Raw genomic sequence first — 22,610 nt, forward strand, 5'->3', positions numbered from 1 at the left:
GCGACCCAGCGCATCGCGTACGCGGCGGAGCGGTCGACCTTGGACGGGTCCTTGCCGGAGAACGCGCCGCCGCCGTGGCGGGCGTAGCCGCCGTACGTGTCGACGATGATCTTGCGGCCGGTCAGGCCGGCGTCGCCCATCGGGCCGCCGATCTCGAAGCGTCCGGTCGGGTTCACCAGCAGCCGGTAGCCCTCGGTGTCCAGCTCGATGCCGTCCTCGGCGAGGCGGGCGAGCTCCGGCTCGACCACGAACTCGCGGATGTCGGGCGCGAGAAGGGAGTTCAGGTCGATGTCGGCGGCGTGCTGGGTGGAGACGACCACGGTGTCGAGGCGGACGGCCCGGTCGCCGTCGTACTCGATGGTGACCTGGGTCTTGCCGTCGGGGCGCAGGTAGGACAGCGTGCCGTCCTTGCGGACCTCGGACAGCCGGCGGGAGAGGCGGTGCGCGAGCGCGATCGGCAGCGGCATCAGCTCGGGCGTCTCGTCGCAGGCGTAGCCGAACATCAGGCCCTGGTCGCCGGCGCCCTGCTTGGCGAGCTCGTCGTCCTCGCCCTCGACGCGGGCCTCGTGCGCGGTGTCGACGCCCTGCGCGATGTCCGGGGACTGCGCGCCGATGGACACCGACACGCCGCAGGACGCGCCGTCGAAGCCCTTGTCGGACGAGTCGTAGCCGATCCCCAGCACGGTCTCGCGGACCAGCGTGGCGATGTCGGCGTACGCCTTGGTGGTGACCTCGCCGGCGATGTGCACCTGGCCGGTGGTGATCAGGGTCTCCACGGCGACGCGGGAGGTCGGGTCCTGGGTGAGCAGGGCGTCCAGGATCGTGTCGCTGATCTGGTCCGCGATCTTGTCGGGGTGGCCCTCGGTGACGGACTCCGAGGTGAAAAGGCGACGGGACACGGTTCCTCCGGGTGGAGTCGTAGTGCGTCGGGCGGTGGCGTCGGAGCACGGGCTCCGCGGCCTTCCGCGGGCCTCGGTCGAGGCGCTCCGACCGTGCCAACCGCCGATCGAGGACAGCTCAAGACCCGGCCGCGGCACGCCCGTTGGTCCTCGGGCCGGGTACGGCGGCGCGCAGCCGGCCACGGACGCCGGCGAGCGCGATGCGGGCCGGCCGGGCCCCGTGCAGCAGGTGCTCGGCGTCGAACGGCCGGCCGGGGCCGGCCGCCCCGGCGCTGTGGCGTTCGGCGGCGGACCGGTAGTCCAGCAGCGCGTCGTCCAGGCTCGCGAGGCCGTCCCGGACCCGGGTGAGCGCGTCGACCAGCGCGCGGGCGTCGCGCAGCGCGGCACTCGCCCCGCCCGGCCCCGGGGCGGCCGGGCGGGCGGCGTCGCCGAGCAGGGCGACCGGGCCGGCGGGCCACGGCGCCGGCCCGGCCGGCCGGGGCGCGGAGGCGGCGAACCCGGTCGCGGGATCAGCGAGTTCGAGCAGGCGCCGGAGGTCGGGGTGGAGCCGCGGGTCGAGGCCGAGGGCGAGCCGGACGAGGTCGTCGCCCGGGCGCAGCGCCACGTCCGCGGGGAGCCGTCCGGCCGGGGTGCGCAGCCCGACGTCGATGTGGTCGCGGCTGTTGTCGAACGGCAGCCCGGGCCATCGGGCCAGCAGCGCGGCGTCCTCGGCGGGCAGCCCGGGCTTCAGCTCCCCGTAGCGGTCCCAGGGGAGTTCCATCCGGTGCAGCAGGACGGACAGTCCGCGCGGCGCCCGGACGAGGCCGGCGCCGGGGGCCAGGGCCGGGGGCAGCAGGGCGCGGCTCTCCGCGATGAGGGGCACCTTGGCGCCGATCAGCACGCTGCCGCGGCCCGCGGCGGCGGGCGGGGCGGGGTGCGGGGGCAGCAGGCACGAGGGGGCGCCGTCGGCGCCGACCAGCAGGTCGCCGCGGTCCTCGGTGCCGTCGTCGAGGCGGGCGCTGACCGAGCCGTCGGGGTGGCTGCGGTGGCCGGTGGCGGTGCGGCCGAAGCGGACGGCGTCCTCCAGGCCGGTGAGCAACAGCTGGCGGAGCGTCATGGCGCTGACGGAGAGCTCGGGGGCCGATCCGGGGCCGGCGCCGCCGCCGGGCAGCGGGACGGCGAGGACGGGGCGCAGCCGCCGGTCCAGCAGGACGAACCGCTCGGGTGGCACGGCGCCCGCGGCCAGCAGGGTGCGGAAGAGCTCGGGCGGCAGGCAGGCGCGCAGTGCGCGCAGGCCGCGCGGGTCGAGGCCGGTCCGGTGGCCGGGCCGGGCCGCGGTGCGGGTGCGGTCGCGCTCGTACACGGTGACGCGCAGGCCGGCCCGGCGCAGGCCGTGGGCCAGGCACAGGCCGCCGGTGCCCGCCCCGACGACGATGACGTGCAGGGGTGCGGCGGGCATGGCGGCGGGACTTCCTGGGAGGCGGTACGGGGGCGGGCGCGCCGCGACGGCCGCCGGTCGCCACCGGGTGGGCGGCGACGGGCGGCCGTCGGACGGCTGCGGGCGGTCAGGCCGCCACGGAGAGGCACTCGTTGATCATGTCGAGCAGCAGGCGGGGCGTCTCGGCCTCCACCACCGCGTCGTCGGCGAGGTCGACGCCGAGCTCGCGCTTGAGCACGCCGGTGACCTGGAGCAGAGCCAGGGAGTCGTAGCCGAGCTCGATGAACGGGGTGTCCAGGACGTCGCCGTCCAGGTCGCCCCCCTCCGCCTCGCCGGCGCATTCGCGCAGCTTGTCGGTCAGGTCGATGAGGGTGAACTTGCTCATGGGCTGTCCTTCCGAAGGTGTCGGGCTGTGCTTGTTCGTGGGGGCGTCGGTTTCGGGGGCGGGGGCCGCGCGGCTCAGCCGGCCTTGAGCACCCGCAGATAACCCGCCCGTGGTGCAGTACCGCTCGCGTCGTACTCGAGCCCCGGGTCGGAGGCGAGCATCCCGGCCTGCAGCTGCTGGAGGGCGGGCGAGGGGTCGAGGCCGAGCTCCTCGCCGAGGAGGGTGCGAAGGCGGTGGTAGGCCTCCAGGGCTCCGCTGCGCCGCCCCGCCCGGTACAGGGCGAGGATGAACTGCGCGTGCAGGCCCTCCTGGGTCGGGTAGCGGGCGGCCAGGCCGGCGAGTTCGCCGAGGATCTCGTGGTGGCGGCCGAGCCGCAGGTCGGCCTCGATCCGCTGGGAGAGGATGCTCATCCTGGTCTCCTCCAGGCGGGTCACCTCCACCTCCAGCAGCGGGCCGAGCTGGACGTCCACCAGGGCCGGGCCGCGCCACAGTTCGAGCGCCTGCCGGAACCTGGTGGAGGCGGTGGCGCAGTCGCCGGCGGCCATCGTGCGGTGGCCGGAGGCGGCGAGCCGCTCGAACTCGGCGGCGTCGTCCAGTCCGCCGTGGGTGTCGAGGAGGTAGCCGCCGGGCTGGGTGGTCAGCACGGACTTGGGGCCGAGCGGCAGGTCCTCGCGCGGGTTGCGGGCGAGTGCGGCGGTGATCAGGTTGCGGATCTGCAGGACGTACGTCTGGAGGGTGGTCTGCACGCTGCGCGGCGGGTCGCCGTCCCACAGCTCCTCCACCAGTGCCGGTACCGATACCACCTGGTCGGGGTGGAGGGCGAGCAGGGCGAGGACCTTGCGGGGCTTGACCGCCGTCGGCACCACCGAGACGCCGCCCTGGGTCACCTGGCAGGGGCCCAGAACTCCGATGTCCATGGTCGGGATCCTTCGTGGGTCGATGGGGTCGATGGTCAGTGGGCGGTGGCGAGGGCGGCGGGGGCCGGTGCGGCGCCGGCCAGGGCGGCCGCGACCAGGGCCGGGGTGGCCGGGTCGCGGACGAAGTAGTGGTCACCGTCGACGGTGCGCAGCCGGAAGCCGGCGCCCGTCCACCCGCTCCAGGCGCGGACGGCGGCGGGCCGCAGCAGGCGGTCCCGGCTGCCGGCCAGGCCGAGCACGGGCACGCCGGCCACCGGCCGGGCCGCCGTCCGCAGGCTGCGGGCGAGGGCGAGGTCGTCCCGCATGGTGTCGACCATCAGCTGCAGCCAGCCGGGCCGTTCCAGCAGGTACGGCGAGATGCCATCGGCGCCGCCGAGCACCGCGAGGAGGTCGGCGTCCGAGAGGTCGTCACGCTCCAGGGCGGCCACCGTCAGGTGCGGGGCCGCGCAGGCCGCGGTGACCAGCAGCTCGGGCGTGCGCAGCCCGAGGCCCTCACGGTGCTCGGCGTAGGCGTGGGCCACCAGGGCGCCCAGGCTGTGGCCGTAGAACGCGTGGGGGCCGTCCAGGTGCGGGCCGAGTTGGATGTCGAGCGCCGCCAGCAGGGCGTCCCGGTCGGTGAGGCGCGGCTCGCGGAGCCGGGACTCACGGCCGGGCAGCCGGACCGGGACGACGGAGACGTCCGCCGGGACCCGGCCCGGCCAGCGGGCGAAGGAGAGGGCGCCGGCGCCGGCGTGGTGGAAGCAGAACAGCCGCAGCCGTGCCTCGGGGCGCGGTGCCACCGCCAGGTAGCCGCCCGTGTCCCTCGTCATCGCCGCCCCCTCTGCCGTGGCCCCGACTCCGCCGGTCGGCGGATGTTCGAGATGGTCCAGACGGGGGCTACAGGGGTGCTCGACGGCGGCTCGGGCGGGCCGGCGGCGTGGTGGTGGCGCACCCCCCGCGGGCGCGGCTCGGCGCGGGCCGGGGGTGCGCGGCCGGGGCCGCCGGGGTCAGACCGCCAGGCGGGTGTCGGCGAGGCGGGCGGGGCGGATGTCGTCGAGCGACGGGTCCGCGGCGAGCACGGACTGCTGGAGGCGGCGCAGCCGGGCGGACGGCTCCAGGCCGAGCTCGTCGACCAGGGCGGTGCGCAGCCGCCGGTAGGCCTCCAGGGCGCGGGAGGGCCGGCCGCAGCGGTAGAGCGCGAGCATGAACTGGGCGTGCAGGTTCTCGTGCATGGGGTACTGCGCGGTCAGGCCGGCCAGTTCGCCCAGCACCTCGTGGTGGCGGGCGAGCTGCAGGTCGGCGTCGATCCGGCGCTCCAGTGCGGCGAGCCGGCTCTCCTGGAGCCGCATGACCTCGACCTCCAGCAGCCGGCCCTGCTGGACGTCGACCAGCGCGGGCCCGGTCCACAGGGCGAGGGCGCGGGTGAGCAGCCGGGCCGCCGCCTCGGGGGCGTCCATGTCGTACGCGGCGTAGCCCTCGGCGGTGAGCCGGTCGAACTCCTGGGCGTCGATCGACCCGGGGGCGGCGTCCAGCAGGTAGCCGCCGTGGCGGGTGACCAGGACGTCCTTGGCGCTGCCCGCGGAGGGCTCCAGGGCCGCGCAGAGCCTGCGGCGCAGCTGGAGGATGTACGTCTGCAGTGTGGTGGCGGCACTGCGCGGCAGGGCGGCCCCCCACAGCTCCTCCATCAGCGCGGGCACGGTGACGACCCGTCCGCTGTTGAGGGCGAGCAGTGCGAGGATCTGTCGCGGCTTGGCTGCGCTGGGCACGATGGACACGCCGTTCTCGCAGGCGGTGAGCGGGCCCAGAACCCGGATCTCCATGGTGGTCCTCTTCCCCGTTCTGGCACGTGTGCGAGGGCGCCGCGGCGGGCGGACGCGTGCCGTGCAGTTGCGTCTCCTGAAGGTGCGCGGGCGGCGGCGGAAGGCTCCGCCGAGCACATCAGAGGCTGTCACGGCGGGTGCTCGGGGGACCAGTGACATCCTCACGACCTGCCTGGTCGGGCTCCCGGTCGCGACCGTGAGATCTTCACGGTCGATCCGTGACTCCTCCACTGTTCGAGCCGCGCTCGAGCGGCGCACACTCCATGCCTGCACCGAGTTGTCCCGATGACACGTCAGACACTGGAGGACTTCATGGCCACGGTTTCCACCGCTTCGCTGCCGGCCGCCCGCGTCTCGATCGAGCAGGACTGGCGCTTCGCCGAGCTCGTCGCCCGGACCTGGCTGGAGCCGGGCCTGGCGGAGAGCTACACGCAGGACCCCCGCGGGGTGCTCGCCGACTTCGGCATCGAGCTCGCGGCCGGCGAGCCCGTCCCCGCGCTGCCCGCGGTCGCCGGCATGAAGCTGGTGATCGAGGACCTGGACACCGCCGCCCGCTCGATGAACACCACGGCCTCGTTCTCCTGGGCGCCCGCGCAGCACTGACGGACCGGCGGACCGGGGACGGGGGTAGCGAGATGGTGGGGTTCAAGGAGCACCTGCGGGCCGAGGTCGTCCCCGGGGAGGGGGTCTACCTCTTCTCCGAGCGCGGTACCCGGCTGATCGACTGCCGGGAGATGGAGCTGCTCGCGCCGCTGCTGAACGAGCAGCTCGCGCTGCCGGACCTGCTGGGGGCGGTCGGCCCGAGGCTCGCGCCGGAGCGGGTCGGGTACCTGCTGCGCGAACTGTCTACCGCCAGCCTGGTCGAGCACCGCGCCCCCGCCGCGGGGAGCGCCGCCGGGCCCGCCGCGGACCGTTCCGCGCTGGCCTTCTGGGAGCTCGGCGGGCTGGACGGGCACCGTGCCTGCACCCGCACCGCCCGGGGCCGGATCCGGCTCACCGAGGTCGGCGGCGCCGACGGCCGGGCGGTGCGCGAGGCGCTGGCGCGGTCCGGCTTCGAGGTGTGCGGGCCGGACGCGCCGTCCGGCGCCGACCCGTCCGCGGAGCTGTCCGCCGTGGTCTGCGGCGACTACCTGGACCCGGCGCTGGCCGGGGTGGAGGCGGCGCACCGGGCGTCCGGCCGGCCCTGGCTGCTCGCCAAGCCGAGCGGCGCGGACATCTGGATCGGGCCGGTGTTCCGGCCCGGCGACGGCCCCTGCTGGTCCTGTCTGACCCACCGGCTGTGGGGGCAGCGCGACATCGAGGCCCGGGTGCAGCGCGTGCTGGGCCGCTCGGGCCCGGCCGCGATCCGGGCCGGGCGGATACCGGCCAGCGAAGGGCTGGGCGCCCAGCTGCTCGCGCTGGAGGCCGCCAAGTGGCTGGCCGGGCACCGCAGCCCGGGCCAGGACACGCTGCTGGCGATGGACTGCTTCACCCTGCAGACCCGGCACCACCCGGTGCGGCGCCGCCCGCAGTGCCCGCAGTGCGGTGATCCCGGGCTGGTCGCGGCCCGGGCCCGCCGCCCGGTGCGGCCGGTCTCCCGGCCGAAGGCGGCCGGCCCGGCCGCGGGCTGCGCCGGCGACCGGGCGCTCGCCCCGCACGAGGTGATGGCCCGCTACGGGCACCTGGTGAGCCCGCTGACCGGGGTGGTGCGGGCGATCGAGCCGGATCCGGGGGCGCCGCCCGGGTTCCACGTGTACCGGGCCGGCTTCAACCTGGCGCTGGCCGGCGCCGGTGCGGGCGGGGCCGGGCGCGGGCTGCGCAGTCTCAGTTCCGGCAAGGGCCTGACCCCGGACCATGCCGAGGTCAGTGCGCTGTGCGAGGCACTGGAGCGGTGCAGCGGGGTGTTCACGGGCGAGGAGGCCGTGGTGCGCGGATCGCTGCGCGGGCTGCGGGCCCGCGGCGAGGACGCCGTCCATCCGAACGACTGCCAGCTGTACGACGGGCGCCAGTTCGCCGACCGCGCGGCGTGGAACGCGGCGCACGGCGTGTTCCAGTACGTCTGCGACCCGTTCGACGAGGACGCCGAGCTGGACTGGACGCCGGTCTGGTCGCTGACCGAGGGGCGGCAGCGGCTGCTGCCGACGGCGCTGCTGTACTTCGACGGGCCGAACCCTCCGGGCCGGACCTTCGCCCGGGCCGACTCCAACGGCTGCGCGGCCGGCAGCAGCCTGGAGGACGCCGTGGTGCAGGGCTTCCTGGAGCTGGTGGAGCGGGACGCCACCGCCCTGTGGTGGTACAACCGCACCGCGCAGCCGGCGGTGGACCTGGCCGCGTTCGACGCCCCGTGGACGGAGCAGCAGCGCGACCTGCACGCCCGCCTCGGCCGGGAGATCTGGGCCCTCGACCTCACCTCGGACCTGGGCGTCCCGGTGTTCGCCGCACTGTCGCGGCGCACCGACAAGCCGGCCGAGGACGTGGTGATCGGGCTCGGTGCGCACTTCGACCCGGCCACCGCGCTGCGCCGGGCGATCGCCGAGCTCAACCAGATGGTCCCGTTCGTGGCCGGGGCCCGGCCGGACGGCGGCGGGTACGACTGCACCGACCCGGACCTGCTGGCCTGGTGCCGGACGGCGACCGTCGCCGGGCAGCCCTACCTGCGGCCCGCCGAGGGCGTCCCCGCCACCGTCCCGGCCGACCACCCGTACCGGCCGCGGGCGGACCTGCTCGACGACATCACCGAGATCCGGCGGCTCACCGCCGCGCACGGGCTGGAGCTGCTCGTCCTGGACCAGACCAGACCGGACATCGGCCTGCCGGTCGTACGGGTGCTGGTGCCGGGCCTGCGACACTTCTGGGCGCGCTTCGCGCCGGGCCGGCTGTTCGACGTGCCGGTCGCCCTGGGACGGCTCGCCGAGCCCACCAGGTACGAGGACCTCAACCCCTTCCCGATCTTCTTCTGATCCGGCGCCGCCGACGTGCCGCCCACCGCAAGGGAGACTTCCGTGACCGGCTATGCAGCGCCGACCGCGGCGCCGGGACCGGCCCGGGCGCTGTGGTCGCTGCGCGAGGACACCTGGATCGAGTCGGACACCGACGGCTCGCTGCTGCACACCCGCTGGGGCGACGTGCGGATCGCCGGCGAGGACCCGGCGGCGCACGAGCTGCTGCGCCGGATGGCGCTCGGGCCGGTCGCCCTGGAGAACCTGGTGCCCGCGGCCGGCGGCGAGGACGGCCGGCTCGGCCGGGCCCGGCTGATGCTGCTGCTGGAGCGGCTGCGCTCGGTGGTGGTCCGCTCGCTCGCCCTGCAGGACGCCGAGCAGCCGCTGCTGTCGGCCGTGCCGGTCTCCGCGGCGGCGCGCTTCGCGCCCGTCCGGCTGCCGGCCGACCGGCCGCTGCGGCTGTCCCGGTTCGCCTCGGTGCGGCCCGGGCCGGACGGCCTGGTGCTGGAGTCGCCGCTGTCGCTGTACCGGCTGGTCTTCCACCGGCCGGAGGCGATGTGGGTGGTCTCCGCGCTCGGGCGGCCGGGGACCCTCGCGGCGGTGGCGGCCGCGGTGCCGCTGGCGCCCGAGGTGGTCCGCGAGGTGGTCGGGCACCTGGCCGCCACCGGGATGGCGGTGGTCGGCGAACAGGTCGGCGACACACCGCACTTCGACGAGGACGCGGACGCCGTGCTGGCCACCTGGTCCGGCCGGGAGCTGCTCCAGCACACCCGCAGCCGGCTGGGCCGGCACGACGACGACTTCGGCGCCACCTACAGCCACGTGGGGCGCCTCGCCCCGGAGCCGGCCCTCAAGCCGCTGCCCGACGGCAAGCGGGTGCCGCTGGAGCGGGCCGCGGCCGCGCCCGCGGACCCGCCGCTGGGCGAGGTGCTGGCCGCCCGCCGGTCCGTCCGGCAGCACGGCGAGCGGCCCATCGGCCTGGCCGAGCTCGGGGCCTTCCTCGACCGGGTCGCCGCCGTCCGCTCGGTCTCCGCACCGACCGGCGCCGACCCGACGTACTACCAGACCAGCCGCCGCCCCTACCCGAGCGGCGGGGCCGCCTACGAGCTGGAGTTCTACCTGACCGTCAGCCGGTGCGAGGGGCTGGCCGACGGCGTCTGGTACTACGACCCGGCCGGCCACCAGCTGGTGCTGGTCGACGCGCCCGCGGACGACGCCGAGGAACTGCTGCTCGGCGCCCAGCTGGCCGCCGGGATGGACCGTCCGCCTCAGGTGCTGGTCACGCTCACCTCGCGCTTCCAGCGGCTCTCCTGGAAGTACAGCGCGATGTGGTACGCCCTGACGCTCAAGCACGTCGGGGTCGTGCAGCAGACCATGTACCTGGTGGCGACCGCGCTCGGGCTCGCGCCGTGCGCGCTGGGCGCGGGCGACATCGAGGTGTCGGCGCGGGCGTTCGGCCTGGACTGGCGCCGGGAGTCGAGCGTCGGCGAGTTCGCGCTCGGCTCGCTGCCGGCCGGCGCCCGGGCCGACCGCACCCCGGCCGGCCGGTGAACCCGCCCGCGCCGGGCCCGAGATCGCAGGGTGCTCGAACCATGCCGTCGGCCGGTAGCCTTCGGGCCGAGGGGCCGAGCCGATCGGCCCGCCGTGCGGCACCGCTGGGGGAGATGGTGGACGGTACTCAGGCACGCCCGGGGACACCCGGCGCAGCGGCGGCGGACGGCCGCGGACGCACCGGCGGCCGGCGCCCCGCCGAACTGGACCCCCGCGCCGGCAAGGTGATCATCGCCGCCACCACCGCGTGCTACTTCGTCATCGCCGCGCTGAGCATGGTCGGCCGGCACGTCACCGGCGCGAGAGCCGGGTACGGGCTCGCGGCACTGCTCGTCCTGATGGTCCTTCAGAACGTCAACTCGCTTCCCGGCCGCGGCGGTCCGCGTCCGCGGTACTGGGTCTGGACGCTCTCCGCGCAGGCGCTGCTGACCTACCTGCCGTTCCTGGCGCTCGGCGACAGCTGGGTGGGCATGCCCGGCTTCCTCGCCGGATCGCTGCTGCTGTGGCTGCCGTCCCCCGCCTCCTGGCTGTCCTGGGGCGGCGTGGTCGCGAGCATCCTGGTGATCGAGACCCGGGTCGGCGGCGACGTCGGTTCGGCGCTCTACTACACGATGGGCACGGTCATCTCCAGCCTCACCGTGTTCGGCCTGACCCGGCTGGTCGACCTGGTGGTGGAGCTGCGGCGGGCCCGCGCCGAACTGGCCCGGCTGGCGGTCGCCGAGGAGCGCAGCCGGGTCGCCCGGGACCTGCACGACCTGCTGGGCTACAGCCTCTCCGCGATCACCCTCAAGGGAGAGCTGGCCTACCGGCTGGTGGCGCCCCGGCCGGAGCGGGCCCGCGAGGAGATCACCACCATGCTGAGCCTGTCCCGACAGGCCCTCGCCGACGTGCGGACGGTCGCCAGCGCCTACCGGAACATGTCGTTGGAGAGCGAGGCGACCGCCGCCCGGGCGATCCTCGCCTCGGCCGGCATCGAGACCGCCGTGGCGGTGCACTGCGGCCGGATCGGCGAGGAGGTCGGCACGGCGCTGGCCACCGTGCTCCGCGAGGGCGTCACCAACCTGCTGCGGCACAGCAAGGCGCAGTCCTGCACCATCGAGGCGGCCACCGAGGACGGCACGGTGCGGCTGGTGCTGCGCAACGACGGGGTCGGCGCACCGCCCGCCGAGCCGGGCCGGCGCGGCACCGGGCTGGACAACCTGGCCGGGCGGCTGCGCGAGCTCGGCGGGCGGCTCTCCTTCGAGACCTCCCGGGACGGCTGGTTCACGCTGACCGCCGAGGTGCCGGTGAAGGTGCCGGCCGAGGTCCCGTACGAGGACCGGGAGACCGACGGGCCGCTGCTGCCGGAGGCCGCGCGGCGGAACAGCACCGCCGCCGGGTCCGCCACCTGAGGGACGCCGCGGGGCACGGGGGGCCGGCGGCTCAGAGCCAGCCGGACTCCTCGGCCACCCGGATCGCGTCCACCTTGCTGCGGGCGTTGAGCTTGGTGACGATCGCCGTCAGGTAGTTCCGCACGGTCCCCACCGACAGGTAGAGCCGGGCGGCGATCTCCAGCGGCTCGGCGCCGTTCGCGGTGAGCCGCAGCACCTCGGTCTCGCGCCGGGTGAGCGGGTTCTGGCGGGCGTCCCAGGCGGCGAGCGCGAGCTGCGGGTCGATCACCCGGGCGCCGGAGCCGACCTGCCGGATCGCCTCGGCGAGCCGGGCCGGCGGGGCGTCCTTCACCAGGAAGCCGGAGACCTGGGCGTCCAGCGCCCGGCGCAGGTTGCCGGGGCGGCCGAGGCTGGTGAGGATCAGCACCCGGCAGGCGGGCAGCTGCTCGTGCAGCAGGCCGGCGGCGGTGAGCCCGTCGATACCGGGCAGGTCGATGTCCAGGACGGCGACGTCCGGCCGGTGCTCCAGGGCCGCCGGGAGGATCGCGTCGCCGTTGTCGACCTCGGCGACCACCTCGATGTCCGGCTCCAGGTCGAGCAGCGCGACCAGGGCGCCGCGGACCAGGTGCATGTCCTCGGCCAGCAGGATGCGGATCTTCAGCACGGCCTCCCCCGGGCCCGGATGACACCGGTGACGACTCGTACGGTAATCGCTCCGTCACCGCTCTTCACCAGAAACGTACAGGTGTCTCAACCGATTCTCCAGACGGTCCCGAGACCTGCACCGAACGCTGCCCCGGCCGCAGGCCCGCGCGGCACCCGCCCGCGCGGACGGTCCGTCAGGGAGGCACCATGTCAACCGAGTCCGCACCGCAGACCGCACTCCGCGGCTACCCGCTCCCCCGCGAGGACGCGCTCCGGCCGCCCGACTACGCCGGGCTGCTCGGCGGCTGCCCGGTCGCCCCGGTCGCCCTGCCCAGCGGCGACGAGGGCCTGCTGGTCACCCGCTACGAGGACGTCCGCACCGCGCTCGCCCACCCCGCGTACAGCCGGGCGGCCACCGTGCTGCCCGAGGCGCCGAAGCTGACCGCGGTGCCGTTCGAGGCGGGCGGGCTGTTCACCCTCGACCCGCCGGAGCACACCCGGCTGCGGTCCCTGGTCACCCGGGCGTTCACCCCGCGCCGGGTCGAGGGGCTGCGGCCGTGGATCCGCCGGACGGCCGAGGCCCTGGCCGACGCGATGGCCGCCGGGCCCTCCCCCGCAGACTTCAACGAGGCGTTCGCCTTCCCGTTCCCGGTGGCGGTGATCTGCGAGCTGCTCGGGGTGCCGTTCGCCGACCGGGACCGCTTCCGGGCCTGGTCGGACGCCCTGCTCTCGCTGGACGAGCTGCCCGCCGAGGAGGTCCGGCGCAGCAGGGGCGAGCTCTTCGGCTACCTCACCGCGCTGGTCGCCGAGGAGCGCCGGGAGCCCGGCGACGGCCTGATCGGCGCCCTCGTCCGGGCCCGCGACGAGCACGGCGCACTCTCCGAGCCGGAGCTGCTCACCCTGGTGACCACCCTGCTGGTGGCGGGGCACGAGACCACGGTCGGCGCCCTGGGCACCGCCGTGTTCACCCTGCTGCGCCGGCCCGGTGCCTGGGCCGACCTGCGCCGCGAGCCGGACCGGCTGCCCGCCGCGGTGGAGGAGCTGCTGCGGCTCAACCCGGTCGGCGACGGCGGGCCGCTGCGCGTCACGGTCGCCGACACCGAGCTGTCCGGCCGGCCGGTCCCCCGCAACAGCGCCGTGATCGCGGCGATCTGCCCGGCCAACCGGGACCCGGAGGTGTTCGAGGACCCGGACGCCTACCGGCCCGAGCGGTACCGGCCGGGCGCCGGCACGCCCGGCCACCTGTCCTTCGGCCACGGCCCGCACTACTGCGTGGGCGCCGGGCTGGCCCGCGCCGAGCTGGAGATCGGCCTCGACGTGCTGCTGCGGCGCTTCCCCGGGCTGCGGCTGGCGGCCGACCCGGGTGCGGTGCGGATGCGCACCGGACTGATCGTCAACCGGCTGGCCGGGCTGCCCGTCGCCTGGTGATCCGGTGGCGCCGGGCTGTGTCCGGCCGTCCGCGGCGCGGACGGTCAGACACAGCCCAGCGCCTCCAGCAGGCCCTGGTCCAGCATGGTGGCCGCAGCAGTGTCGTCGGTGTCGCCGAAGCCGGCGTCGTACAGCGCGGTGCTCACCGTGTAGCGGCCGCCGACCGTGTACGTCTCGAACGCCCACTCCTCGCCGGTGCCGGGCGAGCCGTCCGGGCGGAGCACCTGGACCGGCCGGTCCTGGGGGCCGAAGCCGAACTCGGTGAAGCGGAACCGCAGCCCCTGCCCGATCGCCTTGCTGTACGCCTCCTTGAGCGTCCACAGCCGGACCAGCGCGGCATTGCGCCGGTCCTCGGGCACCGCCGCCAGCACCTCGGTCTCGTACGGGGTGCAGACCTGCTTCTCGGTGCCGCGGCCCAGCATCCGGCGGTCCGTCAGCTCGGCGTCCACGCCGATCCAGCCGCGCCGGGTCAGGCCGACCAGCAGCAGCGACTCGGTGTGGCTCAGGCTGATGTCGACCTGGTCCATGCCCCGCAGGTACGGCCGGCCGCCCGGGCGGTAGGCCAGCTCGACCGACTCGGGCGAGGCGTCGACCACCGCGCAGGCGGCGTGCTTGAGCAGCAGCCGGGACGCCGCGAAGCGGGCCCTCACCTGCGGGTGCGCCATCCGCCGGAACCGCTCGTGGTCGCGGCCGAGCAGCGGCTTCAGCGCCGGGTCGTCGAGGTCCTCGGGCAGCCACTGCTCCAGCTGGTCGTGGATCACCACGCTGCCGCAGTCGGCCACCGCCGCGCGCACCTCGTCCCACCGGCCGTGCGGGCCCCGGACGTGCACCGGCGGCCCGAGCAGCGCCGGCCGGGCCGCGCCGGACACCGGGGCCGGCCCGGCGCCGAACGGCTGCGGACCGGACCCGGGGTACAGCCCGGGCACCTCCAGCGGAGTGCCGATGTCGAATTCCATCAGACCGCCGCCGATATCAGCCGGCTGCGCAGCAGGTCGACCAGGCTGCCCACGGTCTCCAGCCCGGGCAGCAGCTCGGCCAGCGAGACCTCGGCCAGCGCCGGGTAGCGGTCCTCCAGGCGGTACTTGAGCTCCATCAGGTTCACCGAGTCGAAGCCGAGGTCGTCGTAGAAGCGGGCGTGCGGGCCGCAGTCGGCGGCCGCGCCGCCCAGCACCAGGGCGACGCTCTCCACCACCGCGCCGGTCAGCTCGTCGAGGCTCCCGGCCTGCGCACCGGCGGTGTCCGGGGCCGCCGCGGCGGCGGCCTCGGGCCAGAACCGGCGGGCGGTGTCGAAGACCGTCGGCGTGCGGGGCGCGGTGCGCCCGGCCGGCGGCGCGCTGGCCAGCACCAGATGGGCATTGCTGCCGCCCATGCCGAAGCTGGACACGCCCGCCAGGCAGCCCTCCCGGGGCAGCGCCAGCGGCTCGCGGACCAGGGCCAGCCCGTGGCCGGCCAGGTCGGGGCGGGTCGGGCCGGCCACGCGGCCGGCCGGGACGACGCCGTGGTGCAGCGACAGCACCGCCTTGATCAGGCCGGCGATGCCCGCCGCGCCCTCGGCGTGGCCGATGCTGGCCTTCACCGAGCCGATCGGCAGCGGGCGTTCGCGCCCGCTGCCGTACACATCGGCGAGCGCCGCCGCCTCGATCGCGTCGCCGAGCACGGTGCCGGTGCCGTGCGCCTCGACGAACGCCACCTCGGCGGGCGCCGCGCCGGCCGAGCGGCAGGCCGCCCGGACCACCTCGCGCTGGGCGGCCCGGCTCGGCGCCATCATGCCGTTGGAGCGGCCGTCCTGGTTGACCGCGCTGCCGCGCAGCACGGCGTACACCGGCTGGCCGTCGCGCAGCGCGTCGGCGAGCCGGCGCAGCACCACCACGCCGATGCCCTCGGCGCGGCCGATGCCGTCCGCCGCCGAGCTGAACGGCTTGCAGCGGCCGTCCGGCGCGGCCAGCCCGGACTGCTGGTAGATCAGGTCGAGGGTGGTGCCGAGCACCAGGTTGGCGCCGCCGGCCAGCGCGGTGTCGCACTCCCCGGCGAGCAGCGCCGTCCGGGCCAGGTGCACCGCCACCAGCGAGGAGGAGCAGGCCGAGTCGACGGTCAGGCACGGCCCGCGCAGATCCAGCTGGTACGAGATCCGGTTGGCCAGCATGGCGCGGCCGCTGCCGGTGCCGGTGCGCGGGGTGACCCGGGCCGGGTCGGCGGCCTGCAGCCGCGCCCAGTCGTCGGACATGCAGCCGACGTACACGCCGGTGGCGCTGCCGGCCAGCGCCGGCGGGTCGATCCCGGAGTCCTCAAGCGCCCGCCAGGCGCACTGCAGCAGCAGCCGCTGCTGCGGGTCCATGGCCCCCGCCCGCCCCCCCGCCCACGCCCCCCACCGCGGGGGGGGCGGGGCCCCCCTGGGCCGGGGGGTGTATCCCGCTGCCCACATCCGCCCCCAGGGCGAACGGCAGCAGCAGCGGAGGCTGCGGGTCCATCGCCTCGGCCTCCGCCTCGGCGATCCCGAAGAAGGCGTGGTCGAAGGCGTCCGCGTCGTCGAGGTAGCCGCCCGGTCCGGGCACCTCGCGCGGCGGCCGGCCCGCCCACCGGGAGTCGGGGCGCGGGCCGACCGCGTCCGCGCCGGTGAGCAGCAGCCGCCAGAACGCGGCGGCGTCCGGCGCGCCCGGGAAGCGGCAGTCCAGACCGGTCACGGCGATCTCGGTGCCGTGCGCGGCTGCGCCCGAGGACTGTCCGGTGGGTACCCGGTCGTCGGCCACGCCCGCTCCTTCCGCCCGGTCCGGGGCGCGCCCGCGGGCCGGGGCTCGTCCGCTGTCGGCCCAGGCTCGCGTCCGCGGCTCGAGCGGTCCTCGAACGCACCCGGACCGGCCGCCGCCGGCGGCGTCAGCCACGGCCGGGCCGGGCGGTGAGGCCGAGCCGGTCGAACAGCTCGCGCTCGGCGGCGGTCGGCGGGAGGTCGGGGCGCAGGCGCTCGGGGTGACCGGGCGGCGGCCCGTCCCAGCGAACCGGGGCCGCGGCGGCCGGGCGGAGCAGGTACTGCGGGGGCACCAGCGGCGCGAACACCTGGCCGTAGAGCGCCAGGGCGCGGCCGGCCGGGTACGCGACACTCCTCAGGGCGCACAGCAGCATGCGGTGCATCGGTGCTCCTCCTCCGGTCGTGCCGGGCGCGGCCGTCGCGGCCGGTTGCCCGGCATGCTGGCCGGGAGCGCTCAGGCACCGCTCCAGGAGCGCTCAAGGGCGCCGGCGGCGGGCGCCGCACCGTCGGCCGGGCGGATCCGCACCGCGTGCGGCCGGCCCTCCAGGGTGAAGGTGAGGCTGAGTTCGCCGTCCCGGCGCAGGAAGCGGGCGACCGCCCGGACGGCGTCCGGCCGGGTGAGGAAGTACTCGAACGCGTCGGCCTGGACGGCGCCGAGCGGCAGGGCCCGCAGCGCCTGCCAGACGGCCGCGAGGGCGTCGGGCAGCCGGGCGAACACCGCCTCGGCGGTGACGTCCTCGATCTCGACCACCACCGGGCCGTCCCTGCCGATCACCGCGTCGCCTCCGTTGTCGCTGCCGGGCAGCGGGATCCGGTCACGGGCGGCGACCGGTTTGCTGCGTTCCGCTGCCCAGCATCGCCGCTCGCGGTTACCGTGACGAGCAGTCAGCCAGTGACAACGGATCTCTGTCACCAGGGGGTGGCCGATGGGGAGTCGGACGGGAGCGGGGCGGACGGCGGGGGGACCTGCGGCACTGTTCGGGGCGGAGATCCGGCATGCCCGGGAGCTCGCCGGCTACTCGCAGGCCGACCTGGCGCGGCTGCTGCACTGCGACCGCTCGCTGATCACCCGGATCGAGTCCGGGCAGCGGGTGCCGCAGGAGGATTTCGCCGCCGCCTGCGACCGGGTCCTGCGCACGGACGGCCTGCTGGCCCGGATCTGGTCCCGGGTGGACTGGTACGCGCAGGCCGAACACCCGGACTGGTTCCGGCGGTTCGCCGAGATGGAGGCGGCCGCGGTGGCACTGCGCAAGTACGAGGCGCAGCTCGTGCCCGGGCTGCTGCAGACCGAGGCGTACGCCCGGGCGCTGTTCGCCCGGGGCGCGCGCGGGTCGGGCGACGCACTGGTCGAGGAGCGGGTGGCGGCCCGGCTGGGCCCCCAGCGGCGCTTCCTCGCCGAGGACGGACCGCTGCTGGTCGTCGTCCTGGACGAGGGCGCGCTGCGCCGGAGCGTGGGCGGACCGGAGGTGATGCACAGTCAGCTGGCCCATCTGCTGGCGGTCGCCGCCCGGCCGAACGTCGCCCTCCAGGTCCTGCCGTTCGCCCACCACGACGCGGCCCGGCCGGACACCTCGATGAGCCTGGTGACACTGCCCGACGGCCGCGAATGGGTCTACTCGGAGAGCCTCGACCGGGGCCATTTCAGCAACGATCCGGCCGTGTTGGCCCGGCACGCGCGAACCTATGATCTACTCCGGTCCGACGCGCTGTCGGCCCGTGGGACCGGCACCTTGATCGCCCGTGCGATGGAAGGGTACGACCATGACCAATCCCGATCTGGGCACGGCCGCATGGCGCAAGAGCCGGCACAGCGGATCGAACGGCGGCGACTGCGTCGAGGTGGCCCCCGGCTTCCCCGACGTCGTCCCGGTGCGTGACTCCAAGGACCCGGACGGCCCGGCGCTGCTCTTCCCGCTCACCGAGTGGTCGGCGTTCGTCGCCGCGGTCAAGTCCGGCGAGCTCCCGGCCGCCCGCTGACCCGGCCGACGCCGCGCCGGGTCAGCTGACGTAGCCCTCGGGGGTGCGCGGGCCGTACCCCCAGGCCCGGTCCCAGCCGATGTGGCCGAGCCAGGCGAGCGCCGCCACGGCCGGCCGGCGGCTGCGGGTGGCGGCCGCCGCCGCGAGCAGCGCGGCCGGCAGCGCCGGGTTGTGCAGCAGGTTGTACGGGCGGATCGCGTACGGCGGCAGCCTCCGCCAGTCGGGTGCCGCCGTGATGCCGATCAGCAGCGCGACGTCCGGGGCGGCCGCGCAGGTCCACAGCAGCCGGCTGCGGGCACCGCCGAGCCGGACGGCCCCGGCCAGCGCACCCAGTCCGGCGGCCAGGCTGACGGCCCGTCCGACCGGGTGGCGGTGGCTCCAGGTGCGCGGGTCGCCGTCCCAGCCGCGGTCCTTCTCCGGCTCCCCCATCAGGCGGCGCTCCGCTCGGCGGCGAGCAGGGTGCCGAGGACGGTCTCCAGCAGCAGGCCGCGGGTCTCGGCGAGGTGCGCCGGCGAGCCGTGCACGTCGTCGAAGACGGTCACCGAGGTTCCCGGGGCGGCCGCCCGCAGGGTCGCCGCCTCGCCGAGCGGGACGATCTCGTCGCGCAGGCTCGCGATGTAGCGGACGGGGATGTCCAGCCCGGCAAGCTCGGTGTCGGCAAGGCCCCAGCCGCGCAGGTAGCCGAAGACCACCGGGGGCGCGTGCCGGGTGAGCCGGGCCAGCGTGCCGACCGTGGTCTGCGGCACCCGGCGCTGCCAGCCGGCGTCCTCGAAGAACTGCCGGACCGGCGCGCCGACCGTGGCCACGGCGCGGATCCGCGGGTCGGTCGCGGCGCAGCGCAGCGCCAGGTGGCCGCCGAAGCTGAGCGCGACGGCGGCGGTGCGGTGCACGTCGGCCCGGTCGGCGAGGGCGTCCAGCACGGCGGAGAGCATCCGCGGCGCCGCCACGTCGTACGGCAGGGTGTTCTCGCCGACGCCGGGCAGCTCCGTGACGGCCATCGCCACGCCGAGGTCCTCGGCGGCGGCGAGCAGCGGCCCCCACTGCTCCTTGACGCTGACGATCCCGCCCATGACGACCAGCAGCGGCCGAGGTGCGGCCGCGGACAGCCCGGCCGTCCAGCAGACCGCGCGGCCGCCGGGTCCGGGCACCTCGAGCCGGCCGATCGGCATCGGCTGGGCGGCGCGCCAGCGGTCGAACTCCTCGACGCAGCGCCGCTGCGCGTACCCGCGGGCCGGGTCGCCGGGGAACGGGAAGCGGCCCATGGCGTGCAGCCGGGCAGCCTCCAGGTGCCGGCCGCGGGCGGCCAGCCGGTCGCCCTCGGCGGCCCACTCGGTGCCCCAGGCGCCGGCGCCGTCGCCCCAGGCCCGGGTGATCCGGCCGAGTACGCGGGTGCAGGTCTCCTCGTCCAGGCCCTGCGCCTCGGTGTGCAGGGCGGCGAGCTCGCGCAGCTCGTCGAGGCCGATCCCGGCCGCGGCCGGGTCCACGGCGGTGCCGTTCACGTCCATTGGGGCTCCTTCTCGTTCTCGGGCCGGTCCTTCTGGTCGGCGAAGTACGCCGGTTCGAGCACCCGGGCGCGCAGGGCCCGGCTGGCGCCCAGGGCCCGGTACAGGCCGCGCCTGGCCCGTCCGCCGAGCGGGCCGGACCAGGTGAACACCCGCTCCTGGCGCAGCTGGAGCGCCCGGGAGCGGGCCACCGCGGCCTCCCGCACGGCCTGGTAGGCCCCCAGCGCCTCCTCGGGCCGGCCGGGCCGGTCGGCGATCAGCGGGGCGAGCGCGGCGGCGTCGGCGAGGGCGTGGTTGACGCCCTGGCCGAGCACCGGCGACAGGGTGTGCGCCGCGTCGCCGAGCAGCACCACGCCCGGCGCCCACCAGCGCGGGGCGGTGGCGGTGAAGATGTCCAGCAGTGCCACCTCGGACCAGCCGTGCAGCTGCTCCCGTGCGGCGTCGGCGAGTTCGGGCACCAGTTCGGCGATCCGGTCGTGCAGGGCGGCCGTCCCGGCGGCGCGCAGCTCGCGGACGCCGCCCTTGGGGATGTTGAGGCCCATCCGGACGGTGCCGGCCGAGTCCGGCAGGACGAGGGCGTGCCGGGCGCCGTCGATCCGGACCCGGTACGCGGGCTCGGTCCACTCCGCGGGGCGGGGCAGCCGCAGCCACAGCACGTCGCGCTGCAGCGGGCGGCGCTCCGCGGGCAGCCCGGCGAGGTCGCGGACCCGGCTGTACCGGCCGTCGGCGCCGACGGTCAGCCGGGCGCGGACCTGCCGCGGTCCGTGCGCGGTGGCGGCGAGCACCCCGGTGACGGCGCCGTCGCCGCCGCGCAGCAGGCCGGTGGCCGTCCAGTGCCGCAGCAGCCGGAAGCCCGCGCGGCGCTCGGCGGCGACGGTCAGTTCGGCGAGCAGTCGGGGCTGCGGGATCTCCAGCGGGTGCCGGTAGCGGTACCCGAAGCCGTCGAAGTCGACCGTCAGGACGGGTCGTCCGGCGTCGGCGACCTCCAGCCGGCGCACCGTCAGCGCCTCGCCGGCGAGCGGCCCGAGCACGCCGAGCCGGTCCAGCAGGCGGACGCCGTCCGGCGATACGGACTCGCCGCGGAAGTCCCGACGGCCGTCCGGGGAGCGCTCCAGGACGGCGACGTCCAGGCCGCGGCGGACGAGGTCGAGGGCGAGCGCCAGGCCGCCGGGGCCGGCACCCACCACGCAGACGTCGGCGTGCAGGTCGGCGCTCATGCCGGCTCCTTCCAGTCCTCCAGCAGGGCGGCCAGGTCGTCCAGCACGTCGGCCGCCCGGGCGCCGTCCAGCACCCGGTGGTCGAAGGTCAGACCGAGGGTGAGGACGGGCGCCACGGCGAGGGCGCCGTCCCGCACCACCGGCCGGTCGGTGATCCGCCCGGCGGTGAGCGTGACCGCGGTGCCGCCGTACGAGCGGAAGTCGTCGACCCGGCGGTGGCCGAGCGAGCTGACCGCGACCGTGCCGAGCAGCGCGGGCCGGCGGGCCGCGCCGGCCAGCGCCGTCCGGAAGGCGAGCCGGCCGAGCGGCGCGGGCAGCCGGCCGAGCAGCCGCACCCCGGCGGCGCCGGGCAGCGCCTCGGCCGGTCCGTCCCGGTAGCGGTCCACCAAGGCCTGGATGTCGGCGAGTTCGAGCCGGTCCACGTCGGCGAGGACGGCGGTGCGCACCGAGCGGCCCTCGGCGGTGGTGCGGTCGAGGGCGAGCTTGGCGTGCACGCCCGGGTAGCGGACGGTACGCGGCACCAGCCGGCCGACGGCGGCGGCGTTGGCCTCCGGGTGGCGGACCAGCACCCGGCCGGCCGCGTACAGCAGGTAGCTGACCACCGAGTAGCGGGTGCCCGCGGCGCGGGCGGCGGCCCGGTGCGCCTGGACGGCGGTCAGGTCAAGATCGGCGGCGAGCTGCACGGGCGCGGCCGACCTCGCCCACTCCAGGAAGTAGCGGGTGTGCCGGCGGGCCCGGTCCGCGGCCGGCACCCGCACGGGGGCGGCGCTCACGCCGGTACCGCCAGGGCGTGGATCTCCTCGAGGCTGCCCGCGGTGAGCAGGTCGGCGACCGGTACCTGCCGGCCGAGCGCCGCCTCCAGCACGCCGACGGCGCGCAGCAGCAGCATCGAGTCCCAGCCGGGCAGCGCCTCCAGCGGCAGCCCCGCGGTGTCCGGTCCGAGGCCGAGGCCGAGCTCCTCGTTGAACAGGTCGATCAGGTCGGTGACGGTGCGCACGCGTCCTCCTCCGGTTCCGCTGCGGTCTCCAGGGCGAAGCCGCCGGTGATCCATCCGCTCGCCTCGACGCAGACCCCGACCGCCCGCTCGCCGGGGCCGGCCTGCGCCAGCAGCTCCTCCAGCTGGCCGAGCACCAGGGCGTTGCCGGTGTTGCCGGTGCGGGCCACGCAGGACACCTCGGCGGCGCCGGCGAGGCCGAGTTCGCGGCGCAGCCGGGCGGCGATCCGCTCGGTCATCCGGCCGCCGAGCTGCGGCGGCAGCAGGTGGTGCACGCTCGCGGCGGGCCAGCCGAGGCCGTCCAGCAGCTCCCGGCAGGCGGACTCGGCGAGCTCGGGCACGAGCTGCTCGACCGCCTTGTAGTCCTCGGCGACGGCGGGCCGGTCGTCGCCGCGGTCCGCCGCGCCGAACCACTCGACGCGCTGGCCGGGGGGCAGTCCGGGGCGGGCCGGGCGGTGGCCGAGGCGGGCGAACGCCGCCCCGCCGCCGGGGGCGAGGTCGACCACGGCGGCGCCGGCCCCGTCGCCGAACAGCACGTAGTTGACCAGCTCGGCCCGCGGCAGCGTGCGGAAGTCCCGCCGCTGGTCGAGGTGCTTGGCCGAGACGTCGCCGGCCAGCACCAGCCCGGCCGGGCGGCGGACGCCCGCGGCGGCGGCCGCGCCGAGCAGCGACTCGGCCAGGGCGAGCGCCTGGACGGTGCCGGAGCAGCCGGACTGGATCTGGTAGACCGGCACCCCGGTGATGCCGAGGCGTGCGGGGGCCCCCCGGGCGGGGGGGGGGCGCCGGGGGGGCCCCCCCGGGCGGGCCCCGGGCGGGCCGGGGGCCCCGGGCCCCCCCCCCCCCCCCGC

At 76.6% G+C, this 22,610-nt stretch carries 25 protein-coding genes; 7 read left to right on the forward strand and 18 right to left on the reverse strand.

Features of this window, described 5'->3' with window-relative positions; all coding sequences use genetic code 11:
• The 6 genes from metK to ACFV0G_RS12590 all read right to left on the reverse strand — a co-directional run.
• Positions 1-899, reverse strand: an 899-nt coding sequence (metK, locus tag ACFV0G_RS12565) for a methionine adenosyltransferase (RefSeq protein ID WP_380545717.1), incomplete at its 3' end; no start/stop codon positions are given.
• A 118-nt stretch (positions 900-1,017) separates the two neighbouring features.
• Complete coding sequence (locus ACFV0G_RS12570; protein ID WP_380545719.1) at positions 1,018-2,337, reverse strand: FAD-dependent monooxygenase; 1,320 nt, start codon at positions 2,335-2,337, stop codon at positions 1,018-1,020.
• Between the two features lie 106 nt (positions 2,338-2,443).
• Complete coding sequence (locus tag ACFV0G_RS12575; RefSeq protein WP_380545721.1) at positions 2,444-2,701, reverse strand: acyl carrier protein; 258 nt, start codon at positions 2,699-2,701, stop codon at positions 2,444-2,446.
• A 74-nt stretch (positions 2,702-2,775) separates the two neighbouring features.
• The gene (locus tag ACFV0G_RS12580) at positions 2,776-3,618 is read right to left on the reverse strand and encodes a BTAD domain-containing putative transcriptional regulator (RefSeq protein ID WP_380545724.1); all 843 of its coding nucleotides are present in this window, start codon (positions 3,616-3,618) and stop codon (positions 2,776-2,778) included.
• A gap of 35 nt (positions 3,619-3,653) precedes the next feature.
• Positions 3,654-4,427, reverse strand: a complete 774-nt coding sequence (locus tag ACFV0G_RS12585; RefSeq protein WP_380545726.1) for a thioesterase II family protein — start codon at positions 4,425-4,427, stop codon at positions 3,654-3,656.
• Positions 4,428-4,604: 177 nt separating this feature from the next.
• Positions 4,605-5,417 (reverse strand): BTAD domain-containing putative transcriptional regulator, encoded by an 813-nt coding sequence (locus ACFV0G_RS12590; protein WP_380545728.1) that lies wholly within the window; start codon positions 5,415-5,417, stop codon positions 4,605-4,607.
• Positions 5,418-5,702: 285 nt separating this feature from the next.
• On the opposite strand from ACFV0G_RS12590, the gene ACFV0G_RS12595 reads away from it, so the two are divergent.
• The 4 genes from ACFV0G_RS12595 to ACFV0G_RS12610 all read left to right on the forward strand — a co-directional run bounded on the left by ACFV0G_RS12595 (position 5,703) and on the right by ACFV0G_RS12610 (position 11,277).
• Positions 5,703-6,020 carry a TIGR04351 family putative TOMM peptide gene (locus tag ACFV0G_RS12595; RefSeq protein WP_380545730.1) on the forward strand — a complete coding sequence of 106 codons (318 nt, stop codon included), beginning with the start codon at positions 5,703-5,705 and terminating at the stop codon, positions 6,018-6,020.
• Between the two features lie 32 nt (positions 6,021-6,052).
• Entirely contained in the window at positions 6,053-8,356 is a 2,304-nt protein-coding gene (locus tag ACFV0G_RS12600) for a TOMM precursor leader peptide-binding protein (protein ID WP_380545732.1), read from the forward strand.
• 42 nt (positions 8,357-8,398) lie between these two features.
• Positions 8,399-9,886, forward strand: a complete 1,488-nt coding sequence (locus ACFV0G_RS12605) for a SagB family peptide dehydrogenase (RefSeq protein ID WP_380545734.1) — start codon at positions 8,399-8,401, stop codon at positions 9,884-9,886.
• A 113-nt stretch (positions 9,887-9,999) separates the two neighbouring features.
• Positions 10,000-11,277, forward strand: coding sequence for a sensor histidine kinase (locus ACFV0G_RS12610; protein ID WP_380545736.1), 1,278 nt, complete (start codon positions 10,000-10,002; stop codon positions 11,275-11,277).
• Between the two features lie 31 nt (positions 11,278-11,308).
• Here ACFV0G_RS12610 and ACFV0G_RS12615 read toward each other — a convergent pair whose 3' ends face one another.
• Positions 11,309-11,917 carry a DNA-binding response regulator gene (locus ACFV0G_RS12615; RefSeq protein WP_380545768.1) on the reverse strand — a complete coding sequence of 203 codons (609 nt, stop codon included), beginning with the start codon at positions 11,915-11,917 and terminating at the stop codon, positions 11,309-11,311.
• Between the two features lie 191 nt (positions 11,918-12,108).
• On the opposite strand from ACFV0G_RS12615, the gene ACFV0G_RS12620 reads away from it, so the two are divergent.
• Positions 12,109-13,329 (forward strand): cytochrome P450, encoded by a 1,221-nt coding sequence (locus tag ACFV0G_RS12620; RefSeq protein ID WP_380545739.1) that lies wholly within the window; start codon positions 12,109-12,111, stop codon positions 13,327-13,329.
• A gap of 44 nt (positions 13,330-13,373) precedes the next feature.
• Here ACFV0G_RS12620 and ACFV0G_RS12625 read toward each other — a convergent pair whose 3' ends face one another.
• The 5 genes from ACFV0G_RS12625 to ACFV0G_RS12645 all read right to left on the reverse strand — a co-directional run bounded on the left by ACFV0G_RS12625 (position 13,374) and on the right by ACFV0G_RS12645 (position 16,847).
• Positions 13,374-14,285 carry a 4'-phosphopantetheinyl transferase family protein gene (locus tag ACFV0G_RS12625; protein WP_380545741.1) on the reverse strand — a complete coding sequence of 304 codons (912 nt, stop codon included), beginning with the start codon at positions 14,283-14,285 and terminating at the stop codon, positions 13,374-13,376.
• The gene (locus tag ACFV0G_RS12630; RefSeq protein WP_380545743.1) at positions 14,285-15,664 is read right to left on the reverse strand and encodes a beta-ketoacyl synthase N-terminal-like domain-containing protein; all 1,380 of its coding nucleotides are present in this window, start codon (positions 15,662-15,664) and stop codon (positions 14,285-14,287) included. Before ACFV0G_RS12630 ends, ACFV0G_RS12625 begins: the two co-directional genes overlap by 1 nt.
• On the reverse strand, positions 15,615-16,076 hold the full coding sequence (locus ACFV0G_RS12635) for a beta-ketoacyl synthase N-terminal-like domain-containing protein (protein ID WP_380545745.1): 462 nt from the start codon (positions 16,074-16,076) through the stop codon (positions 15,615-15,617). The genes ACFV0G_RS12630 and ACFV0G_RS12635 overlap by 50 nt, the downstream gene beginning before the upstream one ends.
• A 124-nt stretch (positions 16,077-16,200) precedes the next feature.
• A complete protein-coding gene (locus ACFV0G_RS12640; RefSeq protein WP_380545747.1) occupies positions 16,201-16,455 on the reverse strand; it encodes a DUF6059 family protein in 255 nt (84 codons plus the stop codon).
• Positions 16,456-16,526: 71 nt separating this feature from the next.
• Positions 16,527-16,847 (reverse strand): hypothetical protein, encoded by a 321-nt coding sequence (locus ACFV0G_RS12645; RefSeq protein ID WP_380545749.1) that lies wholly within the window; start codon positions 16,845-16,847, stop codon positions 16,527-16,529.
• Between the two features lie 151 nt (positions 16,848-16,998).
• On the opposite strand from ACFV0G_RS12645, the gene ACFV0G_RS12650 reads away from it, so the two are divergent.
• Both ACFV0G_RS12650 and ACFV0G_RS12655 read left to right on the forward strand, forming a co-directional pair.
• A complete protein-coding gene (locus ACFV0G_RS12650) occupies positions 16,999-17,949 on the forward strand; it encodes a Scr1 family TA system antitoxin-like transcriptional regulator (protein ID WP_380545751.1) in 951 nt (316 codons plus the stop codon).
• Positions 17,912-18,049, forward strand: a complete 138-nt coding sequence (locus ACFV0G_RS12655) for a DUF397 domain-containing protein (RefSeq protein ID WP_380545753.1) — start codon at positions 17,912-17,914, stop codon at positions 18,047-18,049. The genes ACFV0G_RS12650 and ACFV0G_RS12655 overlap by 38 nt, the downstream gene beginning before the upstream one ends.
• Before the next feature lie 21 nt (positions 18,050-18,070).
• On the opposite strand, the gene ACFV0G_RS12660 is transcribed toward ACFV0G_RS12655, so the two are convergent.
• The 6 genes from ACFV0G_RS12660 to ACFV0G_RS12685 are packed head-to-tail and all read right to left on the reverse strand — an operon-like array spanning position 18,071 to position 22,496.
• Complete coding sequence (locus ACFV0G_RS12660) at positions 18,071-18,478, reverse strand: DUF4260 family protein (protein WP_380545755.1); 408 nt, start codon at positions 18,476-18,478, stop codon at positions 18,071-18,073.
• On the reverse strand, positions 18,478-19,554 hold the full coding sequence (locus ACFV0G_RS12665; RefSeq protein WP_380545758.1) for an alpha/beta hydrolase: 1,077 nt from the start codon (positions 19,552-19,554) through the stop codon (positions 18,478-18,480). Before ACFV0G_RS12665 ends, ACFV0G_RS12660 begins: the two co-directional genes overlap by 1 nt.
• Positions 19,545-20,768 carry an FAD-dependent oxidoreductase gene (locus ACFV0G_RS12670; protein ID WP_380545760.1) on the reverse strand — a complete coding sequence of 408 codons (1,224 nt, stop codon included), beginning with the start codon at positions 20,766-20,768 and terminating at the stop codon, positions 19,545-19,547. The genes ACFV0G_RS12665 and ACFV0G_RS12670 overlap by 10 nt, the downstream gene beginning before the upstream one ends.
• Positions 20,765-21,541, reverse strand: a complete 777-nt coding sequence (locus tag ACFV0G_RS12675) for a 2-oxo acid dehydrogenase subunit E2 (protein ID WP_380545762.1) — start codon at positions 21,539-21,541, stop codon at positions 20,765-20,767. The genes ACFV0G_RS12670 and ACFV0G_RS12675 overlap by 4 nt, the downstream gene beginning before the upstream one ends.
• Positions 21,538-21,765, reverse strand: coding sequence for a phosphopantetheine-binding protein (locus tag ACFV0G_RS12680; RefSeq protein ID WP_380545764.1), 228 nt, complete (start codon positions 21,763-21,765; stop codon positions 21,538-21,540). Before ACFV0G_RS12680 ends, ACFV0G_RS12675 begins: the two co-directional genes overlap by 4 nt.
• Positions 21,744-22,496, reverse strand: coding sequence for a hypothetical protein (locus ACFV0G_RS12685; protein WP_380545766.1), 753 nt, complete (start codon positions 22,494-22,496; stop codon positions 21,744-21,746). Before ACFV0G_RS12685 ends, ACFV0G_RS12680 begins: the two co-directional genes overlap by 22 nt.
• Between the last annotated feature and the right edge of the window lie 114 nt (positions 22,497-22,610).

Source organism: Kitasatospora sp. NPDC059571 (genome assembly GCF_042735675.1).
Lineage (GTDB): Bacteria > Actinomycetota > Actinomycetes > Streptomycetales > Streptomycetaceae > Kitasatospora.

Bases quoted from the DNA above. Each gene is read 5' to 3' on its own strand.
- ACFV0G_RS12600 (WP_380545732.1), top strand. From the start codon at position 6,053: ATGGTGGGGTTCAAGGAGCACCTGCGGGCCGAGGTCGTCCCCGGGGAG.
- ACFV0G_RS12585 (WP_380545726.1), bottom strand. From the start codon at position 4,427: ATGACGAGGGACACGGGCGGCTACCTGGCGGTGGCACCGCGCCCCGAG.
- ACFV0G_RS12595 (WP_380545730.1), top strand. From the start codon at position 5,703: ATGACACGTCAGACACTGGAGGACTTCATGGCCACGGTTTCCACCGCT.
- ACFV0G_RS12630 (WP_380545743.1), bottom strand. From the start codon at position 15,664: ATGGACCCGCAGCAGCGGCTGCTGCTGCAGTGCGCCTGGCGGGCGCTT.
- ACFV0G_RS12570 (WP_380545719.1), bottom strand. From the start codon at position 2,337: ATGCCCGCCGCACCCCTGCACGTCATCGTCGTCGGGGCGGGCACCGGC.
- ACFV0G_RS12575 (WP_380545721.1), bottom strand. From the start codon at position 2,701: ATGAGCAAGTTCACCCTCATCGACCTGACCGACAAGCTGCGCGAATGC.
- ACFV0G_RS12610 (WP_380545736.1), top strand. From the start codon at position 10,000: ATGGTGGACGGTACTCAGGCACGCCCGGGGACACCCGGCGCAGCGGCG.
- ACFV0G_RS12580 (WP_380545724.1), bottom strand. From the start codon at position 3,618: ATGGACATCGGAGTTCTGGGCCCCTGCCAGGTGACCCAGGGCGGCGTC.
- ACFV0G_RS12620 (WP_380545739.1), top strand. From the start codon at position 12,109: ATGTCAACCGAGTCCGCACCGCAGACCGCACTCCGCGGCTACCCGCTC.
- ACFV0G_RS12590 (WP_380545728.1), bottom strand. From the start codon at position 5,417: ATGGAGATCCGGGTTCTGGGCCCGCTCACCGCCTGCGAGAACGGCGTG.
- ACFV0G_RS12640 (WP_380545747.1), bottom strand. From the start codon at position 16,455: ATGCACCGCATGCTGCTGTGCGCCCTGAGGAGTGTCGCGTACCCGGCC.
- ACFV0G_RS12625 (WP_380545741.1), bottom strand. From the start codon at position 14,285: ATGGAATTCGACATCGGCACTCCGCTGGAGGTGCCCGGGCTGTACCCC.
- ACFV0G_RS12665 (WP_380545758.1), bottom strand. From the start codon at position 19,554: ATGGACGTGAACGGCACCGCCGTGGACCCGGCCGCGGCCGGGATCGGC.
- ACFV0G_RS12650 (WP_380545751.1), top strand. From the start codon at position 16,999: ATGGGGAGTCGGACGGGAGCGGGGCGGACGGCGGGGGGACCTGCGGCA.
- ACFV0G_RS12660 (WP_380545755.1), bottom strand. From the start codon at position 18,478: ATGGGGGAGCCGGAGAAGGACCGCGGCTGGGACGGCGACCCGCGCACC.
- ACFV0G_RS12670 (WP_380545760.1), bottom strand. From the start codon at position 20,768: ATGAGCGCCGACCTGCACGCCGACGTCTGCGTGGTGGGTGCCGGCCCC.